At 60.6% G+C, this 19,812-nt stretch carries 23 protein-coding genes; 7 read left to right on the top strand and 16 right to left on the bottom strand.

The features are described 5' to 3' along the window. Positions 1-49: 49 nt before the first annotated feature. The gene (locus ACD590_RS01955) at positions 50-955 is read right to left on the bottom strand and encodes a flagellin N-terminal helical domain-containing protein (RefSeq protein WP_018244818.1); all 906 of its coding nucleotides are present in this window, start codon (positions 953-955) and stop codon (positions 50-52) included. Positions 956-1,402: 447 nt separating this feature from the next. On the opposite strand from ACD590_RS01955, the gene ACD590_RS01950 reads away from it, so the two are divergent. Continuing rightward, a complete protein-coding gene (locus ACD590_RS01950; RefSeq protein ID WP_130715629.1) occupies positions 1,403-3,319 on the top strand; it encodes an O-linked N-acetylglucosamine transferase, SPINDLY family protein in 1,917 nt (638 codons plus the stop codon). Positions 3,320-3,562: 243 nt separating this feature from the next. Here the strand turns inward: ACD590_RS01950 and fliP are convergent, their stop codons facing one another. From fliP to flgF, 13 genes are all read right to left on the bottom strand, one after another. Next, positions 3,563-4,300, bottom strand: coding sequence for a flagellar type III secretion system pore protein FliP (fliP, locus tag ACD590_RS01945; RefSeq protein WP_018244816.1), 738 nt, complete (start codon positions 4,298-4,300; stop codon positions 3,563-3,565). Then, positions 4,297-4,800 carry a flagellar basal body-associated FliL family protein gene (locus ACD590_RS01940; protein WP_018445812.1) on the bottom strand — a complete coding sequence of 168 codons (504 nt, stop codon included), beginning with the start codon at positions 4,798-4,800 and terminating at the stop codon, positions 4,297-4,299. Before ACD590_RS01940 ends, fliP begins: the two co-directional genes overlap by 4 nt. Before the next feature lie 12 nt (positions 4,801-4,812). Next, positions 4,813-5,529: a flagellar basal body L-ring protein FlgH gene (flgH, locus tag ACD590_RS01935; RefSeq protein WP_003556536.1), complete on the bottom strand. Its 717-nt coding sequence runs from the start codon at positions 5,527-5,529 to the stop codon at positions 4,813-4,815. After that, on the bottom strand, positions 5,526-6,068 hold the full coding sequence (locus ACD590_RS01930; RefSeq protein ID WP_439002030.1) for a MotE family protein: 543 nt from the start codon (positions 6,066-6,068) through the stop codon (positions 5,526-5,528). Before ACD590_RS01930 ends, flgH begins: the two co-directional genes overlap by 4 nt. Beyond that, on the bottom strand, positions 6,065-7,186 hold the full coding sequence (locus tag ACD590_RS01925; RefSeq protein ID WP_027685986.1) for a flagellar basal body P-ring protein FlgI: 1,122 nt from the start codon (positions 7,184-7,186) through the stop codon (positions 6,065-6,067). The genes ACD590_RS01930 and ACD590_RS01925 overlap by 4 nt, the downstream gene beginning before the upstream one ends. Further along, complete coding sequence (gene flgA / locus ACD590_RS01920) at positions 7,183-7,665, bottom strand: flagellar basal body P-ring formation chaperone FlgA (protein WP_018244812.1); 483 nt, start codon at positions 7,663-7,665, stop codon at positions 7,183-7,185. The genes ACD590_RS01925 and flgA overlap by 4 nt, the downstream gene beginning before the upstream one ends. Before the next feature lie 15 nt (positions 7,666-7,680). Continuing rightward, positions 7,681-8,469 (bottom strand): flagellar basal-body rod protein FlgG, encoded by a 789-nt coding sequence (gene flgG, locus ACD590_RS01915; protein ID WP_028734020.1) that lies wholly within the window; start codon positions 8,467-8,469, stop codon positions 7,681-7,683. Between the two features lie 19 nt (positions 8,470-8,488). Further along, positions 8,489-8,830: a flagellar hook-basal body complex protein FliE gene (locus ACD590_RS01910; RefSeq protein ID WP_028734021.1), complete on the bottom strand. Its 342-nt coding sequence runs from the start codon at positions 8,828-8,830 to the stop codon at positions 8,489-8,491. A gap of 2 nt (positions 8,831-8,832) precedes the next feature. After that, positions 8,833-9,249 carry a flagellar basal body rod protein FlgC gene (gene flgC / locus ACD590_RS01905; protein ID WP_027685989.1) on the bottom strand — a complete coding sequence of 139 codons (417 nt, stop codon included), beginning with the start codon at positions 9,247-9,249 and terminating at the stop codon, positions 8,833-8,835. 4 nt (positions 9,250-9,253) lie between these two features. Then, on the bottom strand, positions 9,254-9,646 hold the full coding sequence (gene flgB, locus ACD590_RS01900) for a flagellar basal body rod protein FlgB (protein ID WP_027685990.1): 393 nt from the start codon (positions 9,644-9,646) through the stop codon (positions 9,254-9,256). Between the two features lie 177 nt (positions 9,647-9,823). After that, on the bottom strand, positions 9,824-10,366 hold the full coding sequence (locus ACD590_RS01895) for a flagellar protein (RefSeq protein WP_168298652.1): 543 nt from the start codon (positions 10,364-10,366) through the stop codon (positions 9,824-9,826). Between the two features lie 2 nt (positions 10,367-10,368). Continuing rightward, positions 10,369-11,766 (bottom strand): flagellar protein export ATPase FliI, encoded by a 1,398-nt coding sequence (gene fliI / locus ACD590_RS01890; protein ID WP_018244807.1) that lies wholly within the window; start codon positions 11,764-11,766, stop codon positions 10,369-10,371. A 21-nt stretch (positions 11,767-11,787) separates the two neighbouring features. Beyond that, the gene (gene flgF / locus ACD590_RS01885; RefSeq protein ID WP_113544505.1) at positions 11,788-12,522 is read right to left on the bottom strand and encodes a flagellar basal-body rod protein FlgF; all 735 of its coding nucleotides are present in this window, start codon (positions 12,520-12,522) and stop codon (positions 11,788-11,790) included. A gap of 254 nt (positions 12,523-12,776) precedes the next feature. On the opposite strand from flgF, the gene motA reads away from it, so the two are divergent. From motA to ACD590_RS01855, 6 genes are all read left to right on the top strand, one after another. Beyond that, the gene (gene motA, locus ACD590_RS01880) at positions 12,777-13,649 is read left to right on the top strand and encodes a flagellar motor stator protein MotA (RefSeq protein ID WP_018244805.1); all 873 of its coding nucleotides are present in this window, start codon (positions 12,777-12,779) and stop codon (positions 13,647-13,649) included. Beyond that, a complete protein-coding gene (locus tag ACD590_RS01875; protein WP_439002029.1) occupies positions 13,650-14,600 on the top strand; it encodes a FliM/FliN family flagellar motor switch protein in 951 nt (316 codons plus the stop codon). Between the two features lie 65 nt (positions 14,601-14,665). After that, the gene (gene fliN, locus ACD590_RS01870; RefSeq protein WP_047622533.1) at positions 14,666-15,250 is read left to right on the top strand and encodes a flagellar motor switch protein FliN; all 585 of its coding nucleotides are present in this window, start codon (positions 14,666-14,668) and stop codon (positions 15,248-15,250) included. Between the two features lie 28 nt (positions 15,251-15,278). Then, positions 15,279-16,319, top strand: coding sequence for a flagellar motor switch protein FliG (gene fliG, locus ACD590_RS01865; protein ID WP_003545520.1), 1,041 nt, complete (start codon positions 15,279-15,281; stop codon positions 16,317-16,319). A 335-nt stretch (positions 16,320-16,654) separates the two neighbouring features. Next, positions 16,655-17,734 carry a flagellar biosynthesis protein FlhB gene (flhB, locus tag ACD590_RS01860; RefSeq protein ID WP_026188625.1) on the top strand — a complete coding sequence of 360 codons (1,080 nt, stop codon included), beginning with the start codon at positions 16,655-16,657 and terminating at the stop codon, positions 17,732-17,734. 5 nt (positions 17,735-17,739) lie between these two features. Then, positions 17,740-18,183 (top strand): hypothetical protein, encoded by a 444-nt coding sequence (locus ACD590_RS01855; RefSeq protein ID WP_018072559.1) that lies wholly within the window; start codon positions 17,740-17,742, stop codon positions 18,181-18,183. Between the two features lie 114 nt (positions 18,184-18,297). On the opposite strand, the gene visR is transcribed toward ACD590_RS01855, so the two are convergent. After that, positions 18,298-19,044 carry a transcriptional regulator VisR gene (visR, locus tag ACD590_RS01850; RefSeq protein ID WP_113544501.1) on the bottom strand — a complete coding sequence of 249 codons (747 nt, stop codon included), beginning with the start codon at positions 19,042-19,044 and terminating at the stop codon, positions 18,298-18,300. 8 nt (positions 19,045-19,052) lie between these two features. Beyond that, positions 19,053-19,799 carry a transcriptional regulator VisN gene (gene visN, locus ACD590_RS01845; RefSeq protein WP_028734030.1) on the bottom strand — a complete coding sequence of 249 codons (747 nt, stop codon included), beginning with the start codon at positions 19,797-19,799 and terminating at the stop codon, positions 19,053-19,055. Positions 19,800-19,812 lie beyond the last annotated feature (13 nt).

Here is a 19,812-nt window from a genome sequence, read left to right as displayed (position 1 = left end):
GCCGGGGATGACCCGGCCGCGAAACTTGGAAACCTTGTGCCGACCGGTCTTAGCGGAAGAGCGACAGGATGTTCTGCGAAGAGGAGTTCGCGATCGACAGCGACTGGATCGCCAGCTGCTGCTGGGTCTGCAGGGCGCTGAGCTTGGAGGACTCTTCTTCCATGTTGGCGTCAACGAGACGGCCGACACCGGAGTCGATCGAGTCGCTGAGAGCAGACACGAAGTCGTCCTGGGCGTCGATGCGGCTGGAGAGCGAACCGAGAGCAGCGCCGGCGCTGGTCATGGCCTTCAGAGCCGCTTCAACGTTGGTCAGAGCCGACTGGATCTGGCCGGCGGTGAAGTTGGTGATGTCCATCGCGTAGATCGAACCGGTCGCACCACTCGAAGTGCCGAGGATACCGGTGGAGGTTTCGACCGAACCGCCGCTCATGCCGAACAGAACGTTGCCCGCAGAGCCGCTGTCGAGAACGTAGTCGGTCGTGGTGATCGAAACGGCGTTGGAGCCGTCGCGGACGAACGAGGAGACGACGCTCTTGGTGCCAGAGGCGCCGGCAACCCAGTTTTCGCCGTTGAAGGAAGCCGACTGAGAGATGCTCAGGAGCTGCTGCTGCAGCTGACCGATTTCTTCCTGGACCTTGGCCTTGTCGACGCCGTTTTCAGTCGCGGCAACCAGCTTGGCCTTGATGTCGCCGACGACATCGATGGCGCTGTCCATGGCGGTGTAAGCGGTGTCGACCTTGGCAGCGCCTACGCCGAGAGCGTCGGAAACGGCGGAAAGTGCCTTGTTGTCCGAGCGCATGGTCGTTGCGATCGACCAGTAAGCAGCGTTGTCCGAAGCCTTTTCAACGCGGTAACCAGAAGAAACGTGGTTCTGCGTGTTGTTGAGGCTCTGGTTAACGCTACGCAGCGTCTGGAGAGCGGCCTGCGCGGAAGTATTGGTGTTAATGCTTGTCATAAGTCTGTCCCCTGGAAAACTAGATACAAAAAGGAGGACATACCGGACTATAGTACCGGCGATGACGGACCAGCTTCATGCTACTCGGCGCCTTTTTTGTTTGGCCCAAACCCGTCATGTCCAGGGCAATCTCGCAGCCAATGCTTGCCAACTCCTTAAAAATACAGGCCCCAGGCCGGCTCCTCGCAGGGGATAGTTAATGCTTGCTGAATATATTCCTTGGCACTCTAATTCTCTTGAAAACTAAGCGTTTTCCCTAGGCAAAAGTCGGCATTTCCCCTCGAAAGCAGAGGTTCACCAAGCGCACCGGTTTCAAGCAAGCTTCGAATGCCAATGTGGCAGGCGCCGGGATAGCACCATCGGACCGATCCGCCCGTTTTTTGCGGAGGACGGCCTGTCCGTGCCTCGGCGGTCGACGCCAGAACATTTCCTTCACGGAGTTGGGTTTTGAACAGCAAAGTTTCGTTCTCTGCGGCATCCAAGGATTACCAGATGGGCCGCTACACACAGTCCTTGGCAACGCTCAACCAGCTGATGGATATTCAGCAGGACGCCAAGACCTATGCGCTGCTGGCCAAGAACCTCGTGCAGCTCGGCTTCAAGGCCGATGCCGCGAAAGCCTATGGCCTGGCCGGCAACTGCGAAGGACCGAACTCCTACGAATACCAGAAACAGGCGGCCAAGCTGCACTACGAGACCGGCAGCGAGGACGATGCTCTGCTGATCGCCATGCGAAACCTTAGCAAGGCGCAGGAAGACCCGGAACTCGCCTTCATCATCACCGCGATCTATCTGAAGCGGCAGCAGCGGGATATCATCCGCCCGTTCAAGACGGTGCTGTCGCAGAGCGCCAATCCCGATCATATGCGCCTGGCAGCCCTGCTACTGAGCGACGATCTGAACGATGCAACCAACCAGAGCCTCTCGCGCAACCTCTTCAAGCGGTTTCCAGGCAATCTTGCATTCCGCTTCCTGCATCTGGTTTTCGCCCGCGAATTCAATGAGTTCGAAGAGGCAAGCAAACATCAGGCGGTGATCGATGCCTCACTCGCAAAGGGCGATGTCGAGATCCTGCGCAAGGATAACCCGTTCTATCATCTGCACTGGTGCGGCAACGAGGATTTCAACCGATATGCGACGATCGGCACCACCCCCCTCAACCCGGAACGGGTGGCCCTCCGCCGCAACCAGCCGCACAGCTGGTCGGACAAGATCCGGATCGGCTACATGTCATCGGACTTCTGGGATCGCCACGCCACGATGAAGCTCTTGCAGCGCATCCTCGAACTGCACGACAAGGACCGGTTCGAGGTGACGCTCTTCTGCCATACAGGCCCTGAGTACCTCAAGCACAACAATACCGACCGCAGCCGCTGGGGCCGGATCGTCACCGTTCACGGCTTCTCCGACCAGGGGATGCTGGCAGCGGTGCGCGAGCATAATATCGACATCATGGTCGACCTGAAGGGCCATACTTCGGGCAGCCGCGCGTCGGCCTTCAATTTGCCGCTCGCGCCGGTGCATGTCGGCTGGCTCGGTTTCCCCGGCAGCACGGTCAATATCGATCTCGACTACGTCATCGGCGACCATTCGGTATTGCCCGAGGTGGCCAAGCCCTTCTACCATGAGAAATTCTGCCGGCTGCCGGAGAGCTACCAGCCGAACGACCCGATGCATCGCCCGAAGCCACGCCCTGTCACCCGCGAGCAGCTCGGCCTGCCGGAAGACGCCTTCATCTTCGCGTCCTTCAACGGCAACCGCAAGATCACGCCGGAGACGATCGACAGCTGGTGCCGCATTCTCAAGCGCGCGCCGAACAGCGTGCTCTGGCTGATGGCGAACACGCCGCGCAACCAGGCGAACCTCTTGAAGCAATTCCAGGCGGCTGGGATCTCCGCCAAGCGGATCATCTTCTGCCCGCGCGCGCCCTACGAAGAGCACATCGACCGTCAGCAGGCGGCCGACATCGGCATCGACACCTTCCCCGTCAACGGCCACACGACCACCTCGGAGCAGCTCTGGGGCGGTCTGCCGGTCCTGACCGTCAAGGGCACCAACTTCGCCTCACGCGTCAGCGAGAGCCTGCTCAGGGCCATCGACCTTCCTGAACTCGTGGCAAGCGACCTGCAGGCCTATGAGGATCTTGCCGTCGAACTGGCTGAGAATCCCGCGCGGATCGCGCAATACAAGACGCATCTCAAGGAGAAGCGTTATATCGCGCCGCTCTTCGATGCCGAACGGTTCTGCGACCATCTGGAGCAGGCCTATGAAATCATGGCCGAGCGTGCCAAGCAGGGTCTTGCACCCGATCACATGGACATTCCGGCGCTGCCGCCGCGCACGGTGCCGTTCGCGGCCGAGTGAGGCTTTCGATCTGCACTCCGTTGCGCGTCGGTTCAGACGCGCAACGGGCGCTGCAGCACTTTGGGACGGCTGCACAATTAGAAACCCGCCGGAGCGATCCGGCGGGTTTTCTCATAGGCGAATATCAAGCTGCGGCAGCCGGTTAGAGCAATTCCAGGAAAAGTGCGAAGCGGTTTTCCGTCCGGAATTGCGTAAAAACAAAAGGATAGAGCGGTTCTGCGCTTCCGTTAAAGCTGAACCGCTCTAGCTGAACGAGCGCACCAGGCTGCCGACGAGCAGGTTCCAGCCGTCAATCAGCACGAAGAAGAGAATCTTGAAAGGCAGCGAGATCGAGGTCGGCGGCAGCATCATCATGCCCATCGCCATGGTGATTGTGGCGACGATGAGGTCGATGACGAGGAACGGCAGCACGACGAGGAAGCCAATCTCGAAGCCGCGGCGAATTTCGGAAATCATGAAGGCCGGGATCAGCACGCGGTAGTCGATCGGATTGGTCGTCTGGATATTCTGCCCGCGTTCGCGCGCCAGATCGACGAAGAGCGCCAGATCCTTGTCGCGAGTATTGGCCGCCATGAAGGTGCGGAAGGGTTCGGCGATACGCTGGACCGCCTCGGTCTCGTTGATCTGATTGGCAAGCAGCGGCTGTACGCCGTTCTGCCAGGCCTGATCAAATGTCGGCGACATGACATAGAAGGTCATGAACAGCGACAGCGACAAAAGGATCATGTTGGAAGGCGTCGAGGAGAGGCCCATCCCTGAGCGCAGGATCGAGAAGGCGATGATGAAGCGCGGGAAGCTCGTCACCATGATCAGGATGCCAGGCGCGACCGAAAGAATGGTCAGCAGGCCGAATGTGCGGATGATCCAGGCGGCGACGGAGCCATCGACGGGCACGTTCAACAAGTCAGTCGGCAGCTGCTGTGCCACCGCCAGTTCCGGTACCGCCATCATGGCGGCAAGGAAAACTATGAGACGAATCATTCGATGACAAATGTCCTGAACATGACCTTCGATACCCGCCCTTGCGAGCGAAGGTCAACACGTTCCTGTATGTCATCCTTGAGATATTGAAAGCCGCGCGGCCCCTCGATCTGCTGAAGGGAAACGGTTCTGATATAGGCGAGGATATCCTGGTGAATATCCTCGGAAACCTTGACATCCGGTGGCCCGTTGAACAGCAGCGCGACTTCGAGTCGCACCCAGTTTTCCGAGGGGTAGGCGAGGTTCGAGGTGATCGGCTCGAGCTGGACGACGTTGTTGGCCTCGGTCGAGATGCGCGCCAGACCTTCCTCGGCCTTCTTCTTGGCCTCGGCATCCTTGGCCTGCTCGACCTCCTTGGCACCCTTGATGTTGGGCGCGACGATCGTGCCGACCGCCCAGCCGCCGCCGGCGCCGAGCAGGGTCAGGACGACGACGCCGATGATCGTCATCAGCGTGCCGGATTTCTTCGGTTGGCCTGCGCTTGCGTCTGGTTCTGCCATCGTCGTTCAGCCTCAAAGCGGCGAGAAAAGATCGACGGCCTGCTGGCCGCGCGGAGGCTGCTGCACTTCCATCAGGCGGCCGCGGCCACCGTAGGAGATGCGGGCTTCGGCGATCTTGTCGTAGGAGATCTGGTTTTCGGCATTGACGTCCTGCGGACGAACGATACCAGCAACGTTCAGAATGCGCAGTTCCTGGTTCAAGCGGACTTCCTGCGAGCCCGATATGACGAGGTTGCCGTTCTCGAGAATGCCGGTGACGACGGCGGCGACCAGAAGGGTGAGCTTGTCGGTGCGCTCGATCTTGCCCTTGCCGTCGGTGCTGGTATCGGAGCCATAGGTCAGATCGGTCTTGGACTCGGGCGTCCAGCCGAAGATCTGGGCGTTGACGTCCCAGTTCATGCCGCTCGAATTCTTGCGGCTGCGGTTGGTCTCGTTGTCGAAGGAGCCCTTGTCGTTGATCTGGATGTCGACGGTCAGGATGTCGCCGACGTTGAGCGCACGCGCATCCTTGAAGAGAGCGGCCTGCGAATCGCTCCACAGCGAGTAGCCCTGCGCCACGGCGCGCGGCTGCTTCGGATAGAGCGCCATCTGCGGCGTCTGGCCGTAGGCAAGACCGCTTCCGATCGGGCTCATGGCGGGCGCGCGGCCGATCTCGCTGACCGCGGTCGGAGACTGGCAACCTGCAAGGAGTGCGAGGGCGGCGATCGCGGCCGGGAAACGCATATTCATGAAGGATCCTTCGACGTATTGGGATCGGACGCACTGGCAATGACGCTGGCGATGGCAGCGGCCTTCTGCGGGTCCATCTCGTTGAGGATGAGGCTCGACTGCCGCGGGCCGAGCCGCATGATCACGGCGGAGGCCACCTCGATCTTCATGTCCTGCAACTGGAGTGCGGCCGCATCCGGCTTCATCTTCTTGTAGATCTCGGTGAGGCCGGCTTCCGCCTGCTTCAGGAAATCGTCGCGCCGCTTCAGCCAGTCCTGATATTCGGCCTTGCGCTTGTCCATCTCCGCCATGCGGGCGTCGATGTCGGCGCGAAGCTTTTCCAGTTCCTGCTTCTGCAGGAGATAACGCTGGTCGCGGGCGGGCTCGGCAATGTTGGTACAGAACTGCTTGATCTCGTCCTGGGACGTGATGTCGCCAGCCGGTGCATGTTCCTGCGCGAAGGCGCCGGGGATCGACAGAAGGACGAGGCCCGCGGCCGGCAGCGCCAGACGGCGCAGCAATTGCGGGACCGTCATGTCAGGGTTGATGATCTTGATCATTGCAGCACAAGCTCCGCCTGCAGGGCGCCTGCCGATTTGATGCCCTGGAGAATGGCGATAATACCATCCGGTTTCACCCCGATGTTGTTGAGGCCGGCGACGAGGGTCCGGAGGTCAGGGCCGTCGATGATCGCGACGCGCCCGCCGGTCTGCTCCGCGGCGATATCGGTCTGCGGCTGGACGGCGGTTACGCCGCGCGAGAAGGGTTCGGGCTGGATGATCTGCGGCGTTTCGGTGACCTGAACCGTCAGGGTGCCGTAGCTGACGGCAACCGGCGAGACGCGGACGTCCGAGCCGATGACGATCGTTCCGGTGCGTTCGTTGATGACCACCTTGGCCGGCGTATCGGTCTCGACGATGAGATTTTCGATATCGGCCATCAGCCGGGTGAGATCGGCCGTGCGCGGCTTCTGGATCACAACTTCCTGCGAATCCTTGGCTTCGGCAACCGGGCCGCCGAATCGCGCCGAGGCATAACCATTGACGATGTCGGCAATACGGATCGCCGTCGAGAAGTCGGGGTTGCGCAGCTGCAGGACGAGATTGACCGAATCCTTGAAGCGGGACGGCAGTTCGCGCTCGATGATCGCGCCGCCGGGCACGCGGCCGGCAGTGGTGACGCCTTCGGTGACGGTCGCCGCCTGGCCCTGCGCCTGAAAACCGGAAACAATGGCGGCACCCTGCGCGACGGCGTAGATCTGGCCGTCGGCGCCGGAAAGCGAGGTCATGACGAGCGTGCCGCCGCGCAGCGACGTCGCATCGCCGAGCGAGCTCACCGTCACGTCGATACGGCTGCCGGGGCTTGCGAAAGGGGGCAGGTTGGCGGTGACCATCACGGCCGCCGTATTCTTGGCGTTGGACTGGCCGCCCTGCGTCGAGATGCCGAGATTCTGCAGCATCGCGCGCATCGACTGCTCGGTGAAGGGCGAGGACCGGAAGCCGTCGCCGGTCCCCTGGAGGCCGACGATGAGGCCATAACCGATCAGCTGGTTATCGCGGCCGGCCTGAAGGGAGGCGATGTCCTTGATGCGGGAGGTCAGCGCCCAGGCGGGCGCGACATCAGCCAAACTCATGGCGAGAACCGCGACAAGAGTAACGAAACGGAAGAACAATTTCATTTTGCCCTCACATGGACCGTGCCGTCCGCAAGCACGGTGCCGCTGACGATGACGCCGGAATCCATATTGCGCGCGCGGACGACCTGCCCCGTCGCGCCATCTTCGAGCGGCGTGCCGGCGGCGGAGATCGTCATCGCGCCGAGCGAGAAGACCAGGCGGATCGAAGAGCCACGGGTCACGGTATAGGCCTCGCGCAGGGCCGAAACCGAGATGGTGCGGCCCGGCAACAGCGTGCGCTTGGAAACCATGCCTTCGACCTGCGAAACGGATTTGGCATAGTCGCCGGCGAGGTTGGGGTTGGTGACCTCGACCTCCTGAAGCTGGCTGGCCGACAATGTGTCGCCGGGGTAGATGATCGTGGTCGGGACGACGGCATAACCCATGCCGGCATCCGCGTTCGCAGGCAAGATAATGCCCGCGACTGCGATCGTGGCTGCCGCCACCCATCCTGAGATGTGTCCTGCCCGGCAAAACATCATGTTTCGGCCCTTCCCTTACTTCAGGTTCTTGCTGACGATGGAGGCCATTTCATCAGCGGTGGTGATCACCTTGGAATTCATTTCGTAAGCGCGCTGGGCCGAGATCAGCTCGGTGATTTCCTTCACCGGGTCGACGTTCGAAGATTCCAGATAGCCCTGCTTCATGTAAGCGAATCCTTCCTCATCGGGATTGCCGATAACGGCTTCGCCGGAGGCCGGCGTTTCCTGGAAGAGATTGTCGCCGAGCGGCTGGAGACCCGCCTCGTTAACGAAGTCGGCAAGCGTCAGCTGGCCGAGCACGGTCGCATCCGTCGCACCCGGCAGCTTGGCAGAAACCTGGCCGGAGCGGCTGATCGTCAGCTCGGTCGAGCCTGTTGGAATGGTGATGCCGGGAAGGACCTCGTAGCCGTCGATGGTGACGAGCTGGCCCTGGTCGTTCTTGTTGAAGGCGCCGGCGCGGGTGTAGAGCGTCGTGCCGTCGGTCGACTGGATCTGGAAGAAGCCCTTGCCGATCAGCGCCACGTCGAGATCATTGCCGGTCTGGGTCAGTTCGCCCTGGAGATGCAGGTTGCGGACCGCCGAGGTCTGGACGCCGAGGCCGATATTGGCACCTTCCGGAACGACGGCCTGGTTGGCGCGGTTGGCGACACCCTTGGCACGTTCGGTCTGGTAGAGAAGATCCGAGAATTCGGCGCGAGCGCGCTTGAAACCCGTCGTATTGATGTTGGCGATGTTGTTCGCGATGACTTCCAGATTGGTCTGCTGGGCATCCATGCCCGTTGCTGCGATGGCGAGCGCTCTCATGTGTTCGTCCTCAAATCAGTTACATCTGCATCTTGGTGACTTCGAGAAAGGCCGAGACGACCTTGTCGCGGATGGCAATCGCGGTCTGCAGCGTCTGCTCGGCCTGGAGCATGGAATCCACAACTTCACGCGTCGTCGCCGTGCCCTTGATACCGGCAAAGGACATGCTTTCCGCACCCTTCAGGCTGCTGACCGCGTCGCTCGCCATGTTGCCCATGACGGAGGCGAAGCTCATGCCATTGGCCGCACCGGCGGCGCCCGGCATGGTGGCGGCAGACGACGAGGCGGAATTTTCGGTGTCGACGGCGCCGAGCGCGCGGGTCATCGAAAGGTTGCTGACATTCTGGACGCTGCTGATCATTATTATTGGCTCTTCAGGAGATCGATCGTGGAGGAGATGAGATCGCGGGTCTGTTTGATGGTCTGCAGATTGGCGTCATACGAGCGGTTGGCTTCGCGCATGTCGGCCATCTCGACGAGGATGTTGACGTTCGGCAGTTTGACGACGCCCTTCTGATCCGCAGCCGGGTTGCTGGGATCGAATTCAGTGCTGAAGTCGCCTTCGTCGACGCCGACCTTCTTGACGCCGACCGTCTCGACGCCGCTGGCGCGATCCATCTGCTGGCCGAAGGTAATCGTCTTGCGCCGATAGGGCTCGGCGCCGGGCGTGTCGCCGGTCGAGCGGGCATTGGCAATGTTTTCCGAGACGATGCGCAAGCGCGTTGACTGCGCTTCGAGCCCGGAGCCGGCGATTTTCATTGCTGCTGAAAGCGGATCCATGACTTTACCTTCTGACGGTCATCAACATCATGCGGTTGAAGGAACTGACCAGCGAGGTGTTCAGATCGTACTGGCGCTTGATATCGCCCGACTTGGAAAGCTCCTCGGCCAAACCGACGGTATTGCCGGATTCCTGGACGCCGATTTCCTGGTCGAGTGCAGCGTCCTTGACGTCGATATCGCCGCTGTTGCTGAAATCGTTACCGCTGAGATGCGCCGGATTGGTGCGCGCCATGGCGATGTCGGACTTGTCGAGCACAGCGTCAAAGGGCGTGACGTCCTTGGCGTGGAACTTCGGGGTATTGGCATTCGCGATGTTGCCGGCAACAACCTGCTGACGAATCGTCAGCCATTCCGCCTGTCGCGAAGCCAAGTCGAAAAGTTGGATTGGTTGCATGAAACTCTCCGTTTTTACTGTCCCGAACCTAGTGCGGTAATCTTGCGTGGGACTTACGGGAATTCAGGCTTCGCGAGGCTTTTGTGCGAACGCCGCCATCAAAAGAACAGGGGCAAAAGAACAGGGGCTCCGGCCGGTTCGCGGCGGAGCCCCTGTTGCCTGGGTTTGCAGACAGGTTCAGTTGTTCTGGTAGGTCTCGCCCTTGGAGGTGACGATCACCCATTTGCCGTCGCGCTGCTCGAGTGTCGCAAGGCGGCTTTCATCGGGCAGGATCGAGCCGATACGCACCACATACATCCCGGAGGGATCCTCGATCAGCGCCCGGCCGTTGGAAACATGCAGTAGGCGGAAGGATGATTTGCCGGGGAAGGGCTGATCCTCCAATATGGGGCCGCCATCGCGCTCCTTGCCGAGATCGGACACCGTTGCGGTCGTCAGCGGATCGATTGGCGGGGCCTTCTTATCCCCCTCGTTCTTGTTGACCATGGCAAGCGGCGAGACGCTGAAGACGTTGCGCGCCGGCCAATCCGGCAGTTCGCGCGAATTGCTGCTGGTGGCAACATTGATGCCGAACTTGTCCGCGTTGAAGAACACGTACCAGGGGAAGAAAGCGGCGGCGCCGGCAAGCGCCAGGCCGGTAAAGGTCAGCAGCCGATCCAGGATGACGGTTTTCCTGCGCTGCTTCAGGGAAGCGATGCGTTCGTCGTCGAATTCAGTCACGTCTATCTCCTCTGGATGGGTCCGCCCTGATTGCCCATGCCGGCTGCAGCCTTGAGCGCGCCGGCGAGATCGGCAAAGGCATCGGGCGAGTCGCGATCGCCCGGAGACTGTTTCAGGACGTCGTATATGATCGGCACCTGCTTGACCGCCATGTCGAGATCGGGATCGGCACCCTGGCGGTAACCGCCGATCAGGCGCAGGTCGCGCGTCTCTTCAAAGCGGTGAATCAGCACCTTCAGCCGCGACACCAGCTTTTCCTGGTCCGGCGTCCAGGCCTTGCGGGCAAGACGCGAGATCGAGGCAAGCGGATCGATCGGAGGATAACGCCCTTCTTCGGCGAGACTGCGCTGCAGGACGATATGACCGTCGAGGATGCCGCGCGTCGAATCGGCAATCGGGTCGTTGTGATTGTCGCCGTCGACGAGGATCGAGATGATCGCCGTGATGGTTCCGGCGCCCTCGGGGCCGGGACCGGCGCGTTCCAGCAGACGTGGCAGCTCGGTGAAAACGGAAGCGGGATAGCCGCGCGCGATCGGCGGTTCGCCGGAGGCGGTCGCTACCTCGCGGATCGCATGGGCGAAACGCGTGACGCTGTCGACGATGAAGAGGACGTTCTCGCCCTTGTCGCGGAAATGTTCGGCGATGGTGACGGCCGTCAGCGGCGCCATCTTGCGAAGCATCGGGCTCTCGTCGCTGGTTGCGACGACGGCGATCGCCTTCCTCATATTGCTGCCGAGCGTATCCTCGATGAATTCGCGCACCTCGCGGCCGCGTTCGCCGACGAGCGCAATAACAACCTTGTCGAAAGCATCAGCGCGAGCGAGCATGGACAGAAGCGTCGACTTGCCCACACCGGAGCCGGCGAAGATGCCGAGGCGCTGCCCCAGGCAGAGCGGCGAGAAGATGTCGATCGCGCGCACGCCCGTCTTGAAGCCGGTCTCGACACGCTTACGGGTCATCGAGGGCGGCGCGGTATTGGAGATCGAGCGGCGATCGAGCCCCTCGGTGACCGGACCCAGCCCGTCGATCGGCTCGCCCAGCGAGTTGACGGTGCGCCCACACCAGCTGTCTGACGGTGAAATACGGAAGGCGCCCTTGCGGATGACGGTATCGTGTATGCCGATCGGCTCGCCGGGTTCGATCGGGCAGACATAGATCAGTTCCGGCTCGACGCGCACGACTTCGCCCAGATGGATGCCGGTCGCGGATTTATGGGCCACGAACTCGCCGAGACGAACATGGCGGGAGAGGCCGTGAACCGTGTAATGGCCGGCGGCGATGGTCTGCACGCGACCGCCATGGGCAACTGCGAACTCCGGCGATGCGTATCGGTCGACGAGGCCCGCCAGATGCGCCAGCTTCGGGGAAAGGCCGTCCTCAGACAGTAGCGTGGTGCTCATGCTTTAACTTTCAACTTTCGCCTAGCGGCTGCCCCCAAGTGTCTGGACGGCTTCCTTGAAGGAATCTTCGCTGTCGCGCATCAGCGACGAGACGCTTTCGAAGGCGCGGTTGACTTCGATCAGCTGGGTGATCTCGCGCATGGCGTTGACGTTGGAGTTTTCGAGATAACCCTGCTCGACACCGACATTGAAGCGGTCGACGACGGCGCGCGGCTGGTCGGTGGTCATGATGCCGCTGTTTTCGTAGCGCAAGTAACCCCTGCTGATATCGGCCTCGAACAGGCCGAGGGAGCCGACCTGGCGACCGCCCTGATAGATGATGCCGTCGGTGCCGACGGCGGGCTCGCCGCCTTTGGTATTGAGCTGGATCGGGGCACCGCCAGCGTCGAGAACCGGATATCCCCGGATCGAAACAAGTTCGCCGGTTTCCTTGATCGTGAAGCGGCCATCCCTCGTCAGGACGCGGCCGGCCGGCGTATCGAGCGAAAACCACGCATCACCCTTGATGGCGAAATCGAGCATGTTGCCGGTGTGCTGCAGTTCGCCGTTTCCCTCGTTCAGATAGTCGTTGCCCTGGGAAACGAACGCGACCTTGGTGTTCAGCTTGTTCTTGGTATTCGCCACCATCTCGTCGAACTTCACCTCGGTGGCGCGAAAACCGGTCGTATTCACGTTCGCCATGTTGTCTGCGATGGTGTTCAGACGCTTTTCGAGGGCCATCTGCGACGACAGAGAAACATAAAGACCGGATTGCATGTCGGTAAGCTCCAAGCATTGGCGATGAACGGGACGAAAAGCCGGGCGTCGTCTTGAGTGGTTCGGCCGGGATTTCGCTGAGGCGGCATCTCAGAAACGGGCGCGGGCACCCATTCGTCTCCTTTAGACTGACGGCAGATGCTTGCGCGAAGCTGGCACGCGGAAATGCCTCGCGATCGGGCCTTTCATCAGCCTCACGCAAGGCAGAAACCCTATCCGTCTCAAAGAAAAGCAACGTTCAGATTGGGCTGACGATGAATATCATTATCGGATTTATAGTGACTTGCGGCTGTATCGTCGGCAGCTTCATGGCGATGGGCGGCGAAGTGGACGCGCTGTTCCAGCCCTTCGAATTCCTCATCATCGGCGGCGCCGGCCTCGGCAGCTTCATCATGGCGAACCCGATGAAGGTGGTGAAGGACTCCGGCAAGGCGCTCAGCGAAGCCTTCAGGCACGCCGTGCCGAAGGAACGCAATTATCTCGATACGCTCGGCGTGCTCTATTCGCTAATGCGCGACCTGCGCACCAAGTCGCGAAACGAAATCGAAGCCCATATCGACAATCCGGCCGAATCGACGATCTTCCAGGCGGCTCCGACGGTTCTGAAGAACAAGGAGCTGACGGCGTTCATCTGCGACTACGTACGCCTGATCATCATCGGCAACGCTCGCAGCCACGAGATCGAGGCGCTGATGGACGAAGAGCTCAACACCATCATGCACGACAAGATGAAGCCCTACCACTCGATCCAGATCATGAGCGATTCCTTCCCGGCGATCGGTATCGTCGCGGCCGTTCTCGGCGTCATCAAGGCGATGGCCCACATCAACGATTCGCCTGAAGTGCTCGGCCACCTGATCGGCTCGGCGCTCGTCGGCACCTTCCTCGGCATTCTCCTGTCCTACTGCGTCTGCTCGCCGCTGGTCTCCCAGATCAAGGTCGTGCGCAACAAGCAGCACCGCCTCTACGTCATCGTCAAGCAGACGCTGCTGGCCTATATGAACGGCTCGGTACCGCAGGTCGCTCTCGAATACGGCCGCAAGACGATCTCGGCTTACGAGCGTCCGTCCATCGATGCGGTCGAGCAGGAAATGATGAACCCAGGTGGCGAAAACAAGGCGGCTTAAATGACTATGAGCAATGCTTCGCACGACAAACCGGCAATGGATCCTGCCCTTCTCGCCAAGCTGACAGGCGGGCTTGGCGACAGAGGCAGGGTCGCCAAGATCTGCAGTTCCTTCGGGGAGATCTACAGTGAATTCTTTCCCGACGTCATCAAAAGCGAGACCGGCCTCGACGTGACGGTCAACTATCTCGGCTGCGAGATCGGCTACAAGAACCACCTCATCGAAGACCTGAGCGCGAACGTCACACTCGTTGACGCGACGCTGCGCAACTGGTCGCAGAACATTACGCTTGCCTGCGGCAACGGCTTCGTCATCACGCTGATGGAGCATCTGCTCGGCGCCACCGCCGATACAATCGAGGAACCGGCCGACCGGATGCTTTCGATCATCGAGCTCGATCTGGCGATCATGGTCTTCGACAAGATCGCCAAGGTGCTGCGCTCGGCCGTCAACGCGCCGGGTGGTTTCGAACCGAGCCTTTCGGCTCCGCACGCCCATGACATGCGCGCCCGGCCGCAGGAGGATCGTCCGGATGAATTCGCGGCCGCCATCAACATGTCGATCGCGCTTGCCGGCATCGTTTCGGAATTTTCGTTGATCGTTCCGCAGACGGCACTGCTCAAGACCAAGGTGACGCCGCCGAAGCCGAAACGCCAGGCCAGCAGCAACTCAGCGGAATGGACCGAACAGCTCGGTGACCAGGTCCGCCGCTCACATGTCACGCTCGAGGCCAAGATCAGGCTGCAGGACCTGACGCTGCGCACGATATCGAAGCTGATGGTCGGCGACGTCATTCCGTTCCGCGACCACGGCGACGTGCGTGTCGAGGTCAGCGCCAACAGCAAGGAATTGTATGTGTGCGAGTTCGGGCGTTCAGGCGAAAACTACATGGTCCGCGTCAAGGATACGATGAACTCGGATGATGAACTCATCCGTCATTTAATGAATTAATCGGTTCTCTGGCTTTTGGGCTGCAAAGGCAGTTTGAGGCAAGTTTCAACTGGAATAGTGATTTCATGGCTACGAAGAAAACACAGCAGAACAGCGACCTCTCCCTGGATCTTCCGGGCAGCGAAGCGGATCTCGATCAGGCGATCGACGATCTGCGCGGCGTGCTGAAGCAGGATGCCGACGGCGACCTGTCGCAGTTTGGCGACGACCTGCAGAGCGACCCCTTCGCAGCAGGAACGGACCTGGCGGCCTTTGGTGGCGAGACTTCGGAAACCCCCTTTGGCAGCGACGATTTCGGCGGCGACTTCGGCGGCGGCGATGCCAGCCCGGCTGCCGGCATGGATTTCGGCAGCAGTTCCTTCGAGGCGTCGCCAGCCCCGCTCGGCAGCGCTTTGAATTCCAACTTCGACCTGATCATGGACATCCCGATCGACGTCCAGATCATGCTCGGCACCAGCCGCATGCAGGTCTCCGGCCTGATGAACCTCAATGAAGGGGCGACGATCGCCCTCGACAAGAAGATCGGCGAACCGGTCGAGATCATGGTGAATGGCCGCAGGATTGCCCGCGGCGAAATTACGGTGCTTGATAACGACGACACGCGATTCGGTGTGAAACTAATAGAAGTTTTGAGTACGAAAAAAGCCTGATCCCTGTGTGGGACGGAGAGGTTAGACCATGATGGACTTTGACGATTTCGGCGGCGCGCTAGCCGGGAAACCGTTGACCCAGGCTGAAAAGGCGGCGGCTGTTCTTCTCGCTATGGGAAAGGGAGTCGCCGGCCGGCTGTTGAAATATTTCACCCAGGCCGAACTGCAGACCATTATCTCATCCGCCCAGTCGCTACGCGCCATTCCGCCGGACGAGCTGCTGTTGCTCGTCTCCGAATTCGAAGACCTCTTCACCGAGGGCGCCGGACTGATGGACAACGCCAAGGCGATCGAGGCCATCCTGGAAGAAGGCCTGACGCCCGACGAAGTCGATAGCCTGCTCGGCCGCCGCACCGCATTCCAAGCTTACGAAACCTCGATCTGGGATCGCCTTAGCGAGGCGGAGCCGACATTCGTCGCACAGTTCCTGCTGCGCGAACATCCGCAGACCGTCGCCTATATTCTTTCGATGATGCCCTCCTCCTTCGGCGCCAAGGTGCTGCTGCAGCTTCCCGACAACCGCCGCGCCGACATCATGAACAGAACGGTCAATATGAAGGCGGTCAGCCCCAAGGCTGCGCAGATCATTGAAAACCAGGTCATGACGCTGCTTGCCGAGGTCGAGGCAGAGCGCAATGCAGCCGGCTCGACGAAGGTCGCCGATCTCATGAACGAGCTCGACAAGCCGCAGGTCGACACGCTGCTGAGCTCGCTCGAATCGATCAGCCGCGAATCGGTCAACAAGGTTCGCCCGAAGATCTTCCTGTTCGAGGACCTCATGTACATGCCGCAGCGCAGCCGCGTCATGCTGCTCAACGACATCTCGACGGATGTGCTCACCGTCGCGCTGCGCGGGTCGCCCCCCGAGATTCGCGAATCGGTTCTCTCCGCCATCAGCCCACGTCAGCGCCGCATGATCGAATCGGATCTGCAGAGCGGCATGGGCGGCGTCAATCCGCGCGAGATCGCGATTGCCCGCCGCGCCGTGGCCCAGGAAGCGATTCGCCTGGCCAATTCCGGTCAGATCGAGCTCAAGGAAAAGGAAGGCGACGCTTCGGCGGCCGCCTAAAACGCGTCGCAGTGAACTGATTCATGCGACTCGTTTTAGTTCCTTGTTTTATGCACGTCGTTATCCCGGAACCGCTGCACACTTCCAGGCAACATGCATCGGCACGTCGAGACTGTTGACAAATCCGGCATGCCGAAAGGCGGCTGTTGATCGCCGTGCCACAGGCGACTACCCTTCCAGCCATAGACCGCGCTCTAAAGCGCGTCGCATAGAACTCGGTTCCTGCGACGCGCTTTAGATCTTTGTTCTGATGCATGTCGTTATCCCAAAACCGCTGCACCTTTTTGGGCGGCATGCATTAGCTGCGGCCTATTTTTTTGACGGAGGGCCGCGACTTGGCAGACGATGACAAGGACAGCAAAACAGAAGCCCCAACCGCGAAAAAGCAAAGCGATGCCGCGGAAAAGGGCAACGTGCCGTCTTCGCGCGAGCTTTCGATCTTTGCGACGATCCTCGCGACCTTCATTTACCTCGTATTCTTCCTTCCCGACAGCGTCGGACGCATGAGTGAAACGCTGCGCGACATCTTCGAACAGCCCGATCAATGGAAGATCGAGACGGGGCCGGATGTCCTGGCGCTGTTCGGGCGGCTCGGCTGGGCAAGTGCCGCGCTGGTGGCGCCCGCCTTCATCCTGTTCATGGTGTTCGGCATCGCCTCCTCCGTCTTCCAGAATCTGCCGACACTGGTGCTTGAACGCATCCGCCCGCAGGCCTCGCGTATCTCGCCGATCAAAGGCTGGTCACGACTGTTCAGCGTGCCCGGCCTGGTCGAATTCGGAAAATCGCTGTTCAAGGTCGTCGTCGTCGGGGTGATCCTGTTCTTCGTGCTCAGGAGCGAATATTTCGGCTCGATCGACGCGATGTTCTCCGATCCGCAGACGATTCTCGTGCGAATGATGGCAGCGATGCGCAAGATCATCATCGTCATGCTGATCGCCACCGCGATCGTGGCGATCGCCGATCTTTTCTGGACGCGCCATCACTGGTTCACCGAGCTGAAGATGACGCGACACGAGGTGAAGGAAGAAAACAAGCAGGCGCAGGGCGACCCCTTCGTCAAGAGCCGGCAGCGCTCGCTGATGCGCGACCGCGCGCGCCGGCGCATGATCGCCAACGTGCACCGCGCGACGCTGGTGATTGCAAACCCGACGCATTATGCGGTGGCGCTGCGTTACGCGCGTGAAGAGAACGATGCGCCGGTGGTGCTGGCCAAGGGTCAGGACCTTATTGCGCTCAAAATCAGGGAGATTGCCGAGCAGAACGGCATACCGGTGTTCGAGGATCCGCCGCTTGCGCGCTCCATGTTTGCGCAAGTCTCGATCGATAGTGTCATCCCGTCAGTCTTCTATAAGGCCGTTGCGGAGCTCATCCACCGGGTCTACGCCGCAGACGCCAAGAACAAACGGGTCAGATAAGCCGAATGAAAAAATGTCCCCACTCTACCCAGCGTGAAAAGATCCTCGCAGACGCGATCAGCCCGGTCGCCACTGAACTGCGCCTTCTGGATGCTTCTGACCTTATTTCACTGCTGCGCTTCGAGTATTACGGCAATCTTTCCGATCTCGTCGCATCGGCGGCGGAGCTTTTCTTTCATCCGGGCACGGTGAATTTCGGCCTGGGCGGCAATTATACGCTGGAGTGGGGCGGCAAGCCTGAAGTCGTTCTCGACCTGGAAATCAAGCCGCGCGGCGTCACCGTCTACGCGCAGCTCACCCTTGCCGAAGATCACGCCGGCATCGAGATCAATCATATCGCTTTCCAGGACCCCTCGGCCGATCCTGACGAGAACACCATCTTCCTCAAAAAGAGCCTTCGGGAAGCGCGTTACAGCGTGAACCAGCCGCCTCAGGCGCTGGCCGGCTGACGTCTTTCAAGACAACCGCGCGCTTTCACATTCGCCTTGGACCGCAATTCAAAGCGTTACAGCGTCGCTTGCGCGTCTGAAAAGACGCGCAACGCTATGAAGGACTGCGCGGGTTCAGCTGATATAACCGAGCCGGATCGCCTTGGCGATCGCCTGAATACGGTTGACGGAATCGAGCTTGATGGTCGCCGAGCCGAGATAGGCGTTCACGGTGTGCACCGACAGGCCAAGCTTGTCGGCAATCTCTTCGCTGATGCGGCCGTCGCCGGCAAGCTGCAGACAGGCGATCTCGCGTTCGCTGAGCGCCTCGGCGGCGGCCGTGCGGCGTTCGTCGAGCGAGAGTAGATCCATCATGATATGGCAGCAGCGGCCGTGCAGCTCGACGATGGTATCGCTCGAGGGATCGATCTCATCGCCGGTAAAAAGGATGAAACCGTTGCCGACGGCGCCGAGCCGCACCGGAAAGGCAAGTCCGGAGAAAGGCAGAATACCGTCCTGCAGCCGTGTCATGAACGGCGCGAAGTCCGCCGGACCGGGCGCCGCACGGTCGTAACCGCCGGCCCATGAAAGCGGCAGCAGCGATTTGTCGATATGGTCGAGAAGAATATCGCCATAGGCGTCCGTGAAGGCCTTGCCGAAACCGCCATTGGACGGTCCCCAGTTCTCAAGCTCGCAGACAAGCCGCTGCTTTGCCGGAAGGCCCGAACCGCTGACGCGGAAGATCGCGAATCCTTGCGCATCGACGAGCTTCTGCATCGCGATCAGCCGCGGAAAAAGATCGGACCGGCTGGAAATCCTGCTCACACGCACCATGCGCAGCTGCTCAGCGCTGCTCATCGTCCTGCCTGATGGGTGCCCCATAGATCCCCCTATACGAGATTATTCCGGACGGCGAAAGCAATGGCCTCGGACCGGGTCTTGGTCGCCGTCTTGCGCATCACACTGGTGATGTAGTTGTTGATGGTATTGCGGGAAATTCCGAGGATCATCGCGATCTCGTCGCTGGTCTTGCCCTCGGCAATCCAGAACAGGCATTCCAGTTCCCGGTCCGTCAATTCGAAATCGCGATCGACCCTCGTCCCGCCGCAGCGAAGGAAGCTCGCGACATAACCTGCAAGCAGACCGACATCGCGCAACCGCTCCGGCGAAAGAATGAACCCCTCGCCGAACAGGAACATCAGAGCCAGCCGCGACCGGCCGACATTGAAGGTCACCGAACAATATTGGCGGCTGGCGCCGTCCGGAACTTCGGCACTGTCAGGCAGAAGAGCAAAATTCGGCTGGAAGACCTGCATGCATCTTTCCAGCTCGGTCGAACGGGCATAGCCACGGACCAGATCATTGGCGATGTCCCTGACCAGGTCGAAGGGCCAATCAGACGAAACGATGAAATCGAGGCCACTTTCCTGGAGGAGATCGCAGCGCGCCAGAAGATAGTGCGAAGCACCCACGTAGTCCGTCAGTGCGCGCAGGCCAGACTGCAACCTGCCGCTGCTGGTGACACCGTGGAGGCGCTGGAGCAGCTCATCGCGCGGCAACAGATCCGGCACCACCGCACTCGCGAAATTCGCCATCTGCCTCTCGCCTTTGCTCGCCTGAATTACATTCATATCCATTGGCAACGTCCTG

Source organism: Rhizobium sp. 862_C5_N1_2, assembly GCF_051811205.1.
Classification (GTDB): domain Bacteria; phylum Pseudomonadota; class Alphaproteobacteria; order Rhizobiales; family Rhizobiaceae; genus Rhizobium; species Rhizobium leguminosarum.
This window is presented reverse-complemented; position numbering and strand designations above follow the sequence as displayed.

Excerpts from the sequence above, each read along its gene's own strand:
- ACD590_RS01955 (WP_018244818.1), bottom strand. The coding sequence starts at position 955 with ATGACAAGCATTAACACCAATACTTCCGCGCAGGCCGCTCTCCAGACG.
- fliP (WP_018244816.1), bottom strand. The coding sequence starts at position 4,300 with ATGATTCGTCTCATAGTTTTCCTTGCCGCCATGATGGCGGTACCGGAA.
- ACD590_RS01940 (WP_018445812.1), bottom strand. The coding sequence starts at position 4,800 with ATGGCAGAACCAGACGCAAGCGCAGGCCAACCGAAGAAATCCGGCACG.
- flgH (WP_003556536.1), bottom strand. The coding sequence starts at position 5,529 with ATGAATATGCGTTTCCCGGCCGCGATCGCCGCCCTCGCACTCCTTGCA.
- ACD590_RS01930 (WP_439002030.1), bottom strand. The coding sequence starts at position 6,068 with ATGATCAAGATCATCAACCCTGACATGACGGTCCCGCAATTGCTGCGC.
- ACD590_RS01925 (WP_027685986.1), bottom strand. The coding sequence starts at position 7,186 with ATGAAATTGTTCTTCCGTTTCGTTACTCTTGTCGCGGTTCTCGCCATG.
- flgA (WP_018244812.1), bottom strand. The coding sequence starts at position 7,665 with ATGATGTTTTGCCGGGCAGGACACATCTCAGGATGGGTGGCGGCAGCC.
- flgG (WP_028734020.1), bottom strand. The coding sequence starts at position 8,469 with ATGAGAGCGCTCGCCATCGCAGCAACGGGCATGGATGCCCAGCAGACC.
- ACD590_RS01910 (WP_028734021.1), bottom strand. The coding sequence starts at position 8,830 with ATGATCAGCAGCGTCCAGAATGTCAGCAACCTTTCGATGACCCGCGCG.
- flgC (WP_027685989.1), bottom strand. The coding sequence starts at position 9,249 with ATGGATCCGCTTTCAGCAGCAATGAAAATCGCCGGCTCCGGGCTCGAA.
- flgB (WP_027685990.1), bottom strand. The coding sequence starts at position 9,646 with ATGCAACCAATCCAACTTTTCGACTTGGCTTCGCGACAGGCGGAATGG.
- fliI (WP_018244807.1), bottom strand. The coding sequence starts at position 11,766 with ATGAGCACCACGCTACTGTCTGAGGACGGCCTTTCCCCGAAGCTGGCG.
- flgF (WP_113544505.1), bottom strand. The coding sequence starts at position 12,522 with ATGCAATCCGGTCTTTATGTTTCTCTGTCGTCGCAGATGGCCCTCGAA.
- motA (WP_018244805.1), top strand. The coding sequence starts at position 12,777 with ATGAATATCATTATCGGATTTATAGTGACTTGCGGCTGTATCGTCGGC.
- ACD590_RS01875 (WP_439002029.1), top strand. The coding sequence starts at position 13,650 with ATGACTATGAGCAATGCTTCGCACGACAAACCGGCAATGGATCCTGCC.
- fliN (WP_047622533.1), top strand. The coding sequence starts at position 14,666 with ATGGCTACGAAGAAAACACAGCAGAACAGCGACCTCTCCCTGGATCTT.
- fliG (WP_003545520.1), top strand. The coding sequence starts at position 15,279 with ATGATGGACTTTGACGATTTCGGCGGCGCGCTAGCCGGGAAACCGTTG.
- ACD590_RS01855 (WP_018072559.1), top strand. The coding sequence starts at position 17,740 with ATGAAAAAATGTCCCCACTCTACCCAGCGTGAAAAGATCCTCGCAGAC.
- visR (WP_113544501.1), bottom strand. The coding sequence starts at position 19,044 with ATGGGGCACCCATCAGGCAGGACGATGAGCAGCGCTGAGCAGCTGCGC.
- visN (WP_028734030.1), bottom strand. The coding sequence starts at position 19,799 with ATGGATATGAATGTAATTCAGGCGAGCAAAGGCGAGAGGCAGATGGCG.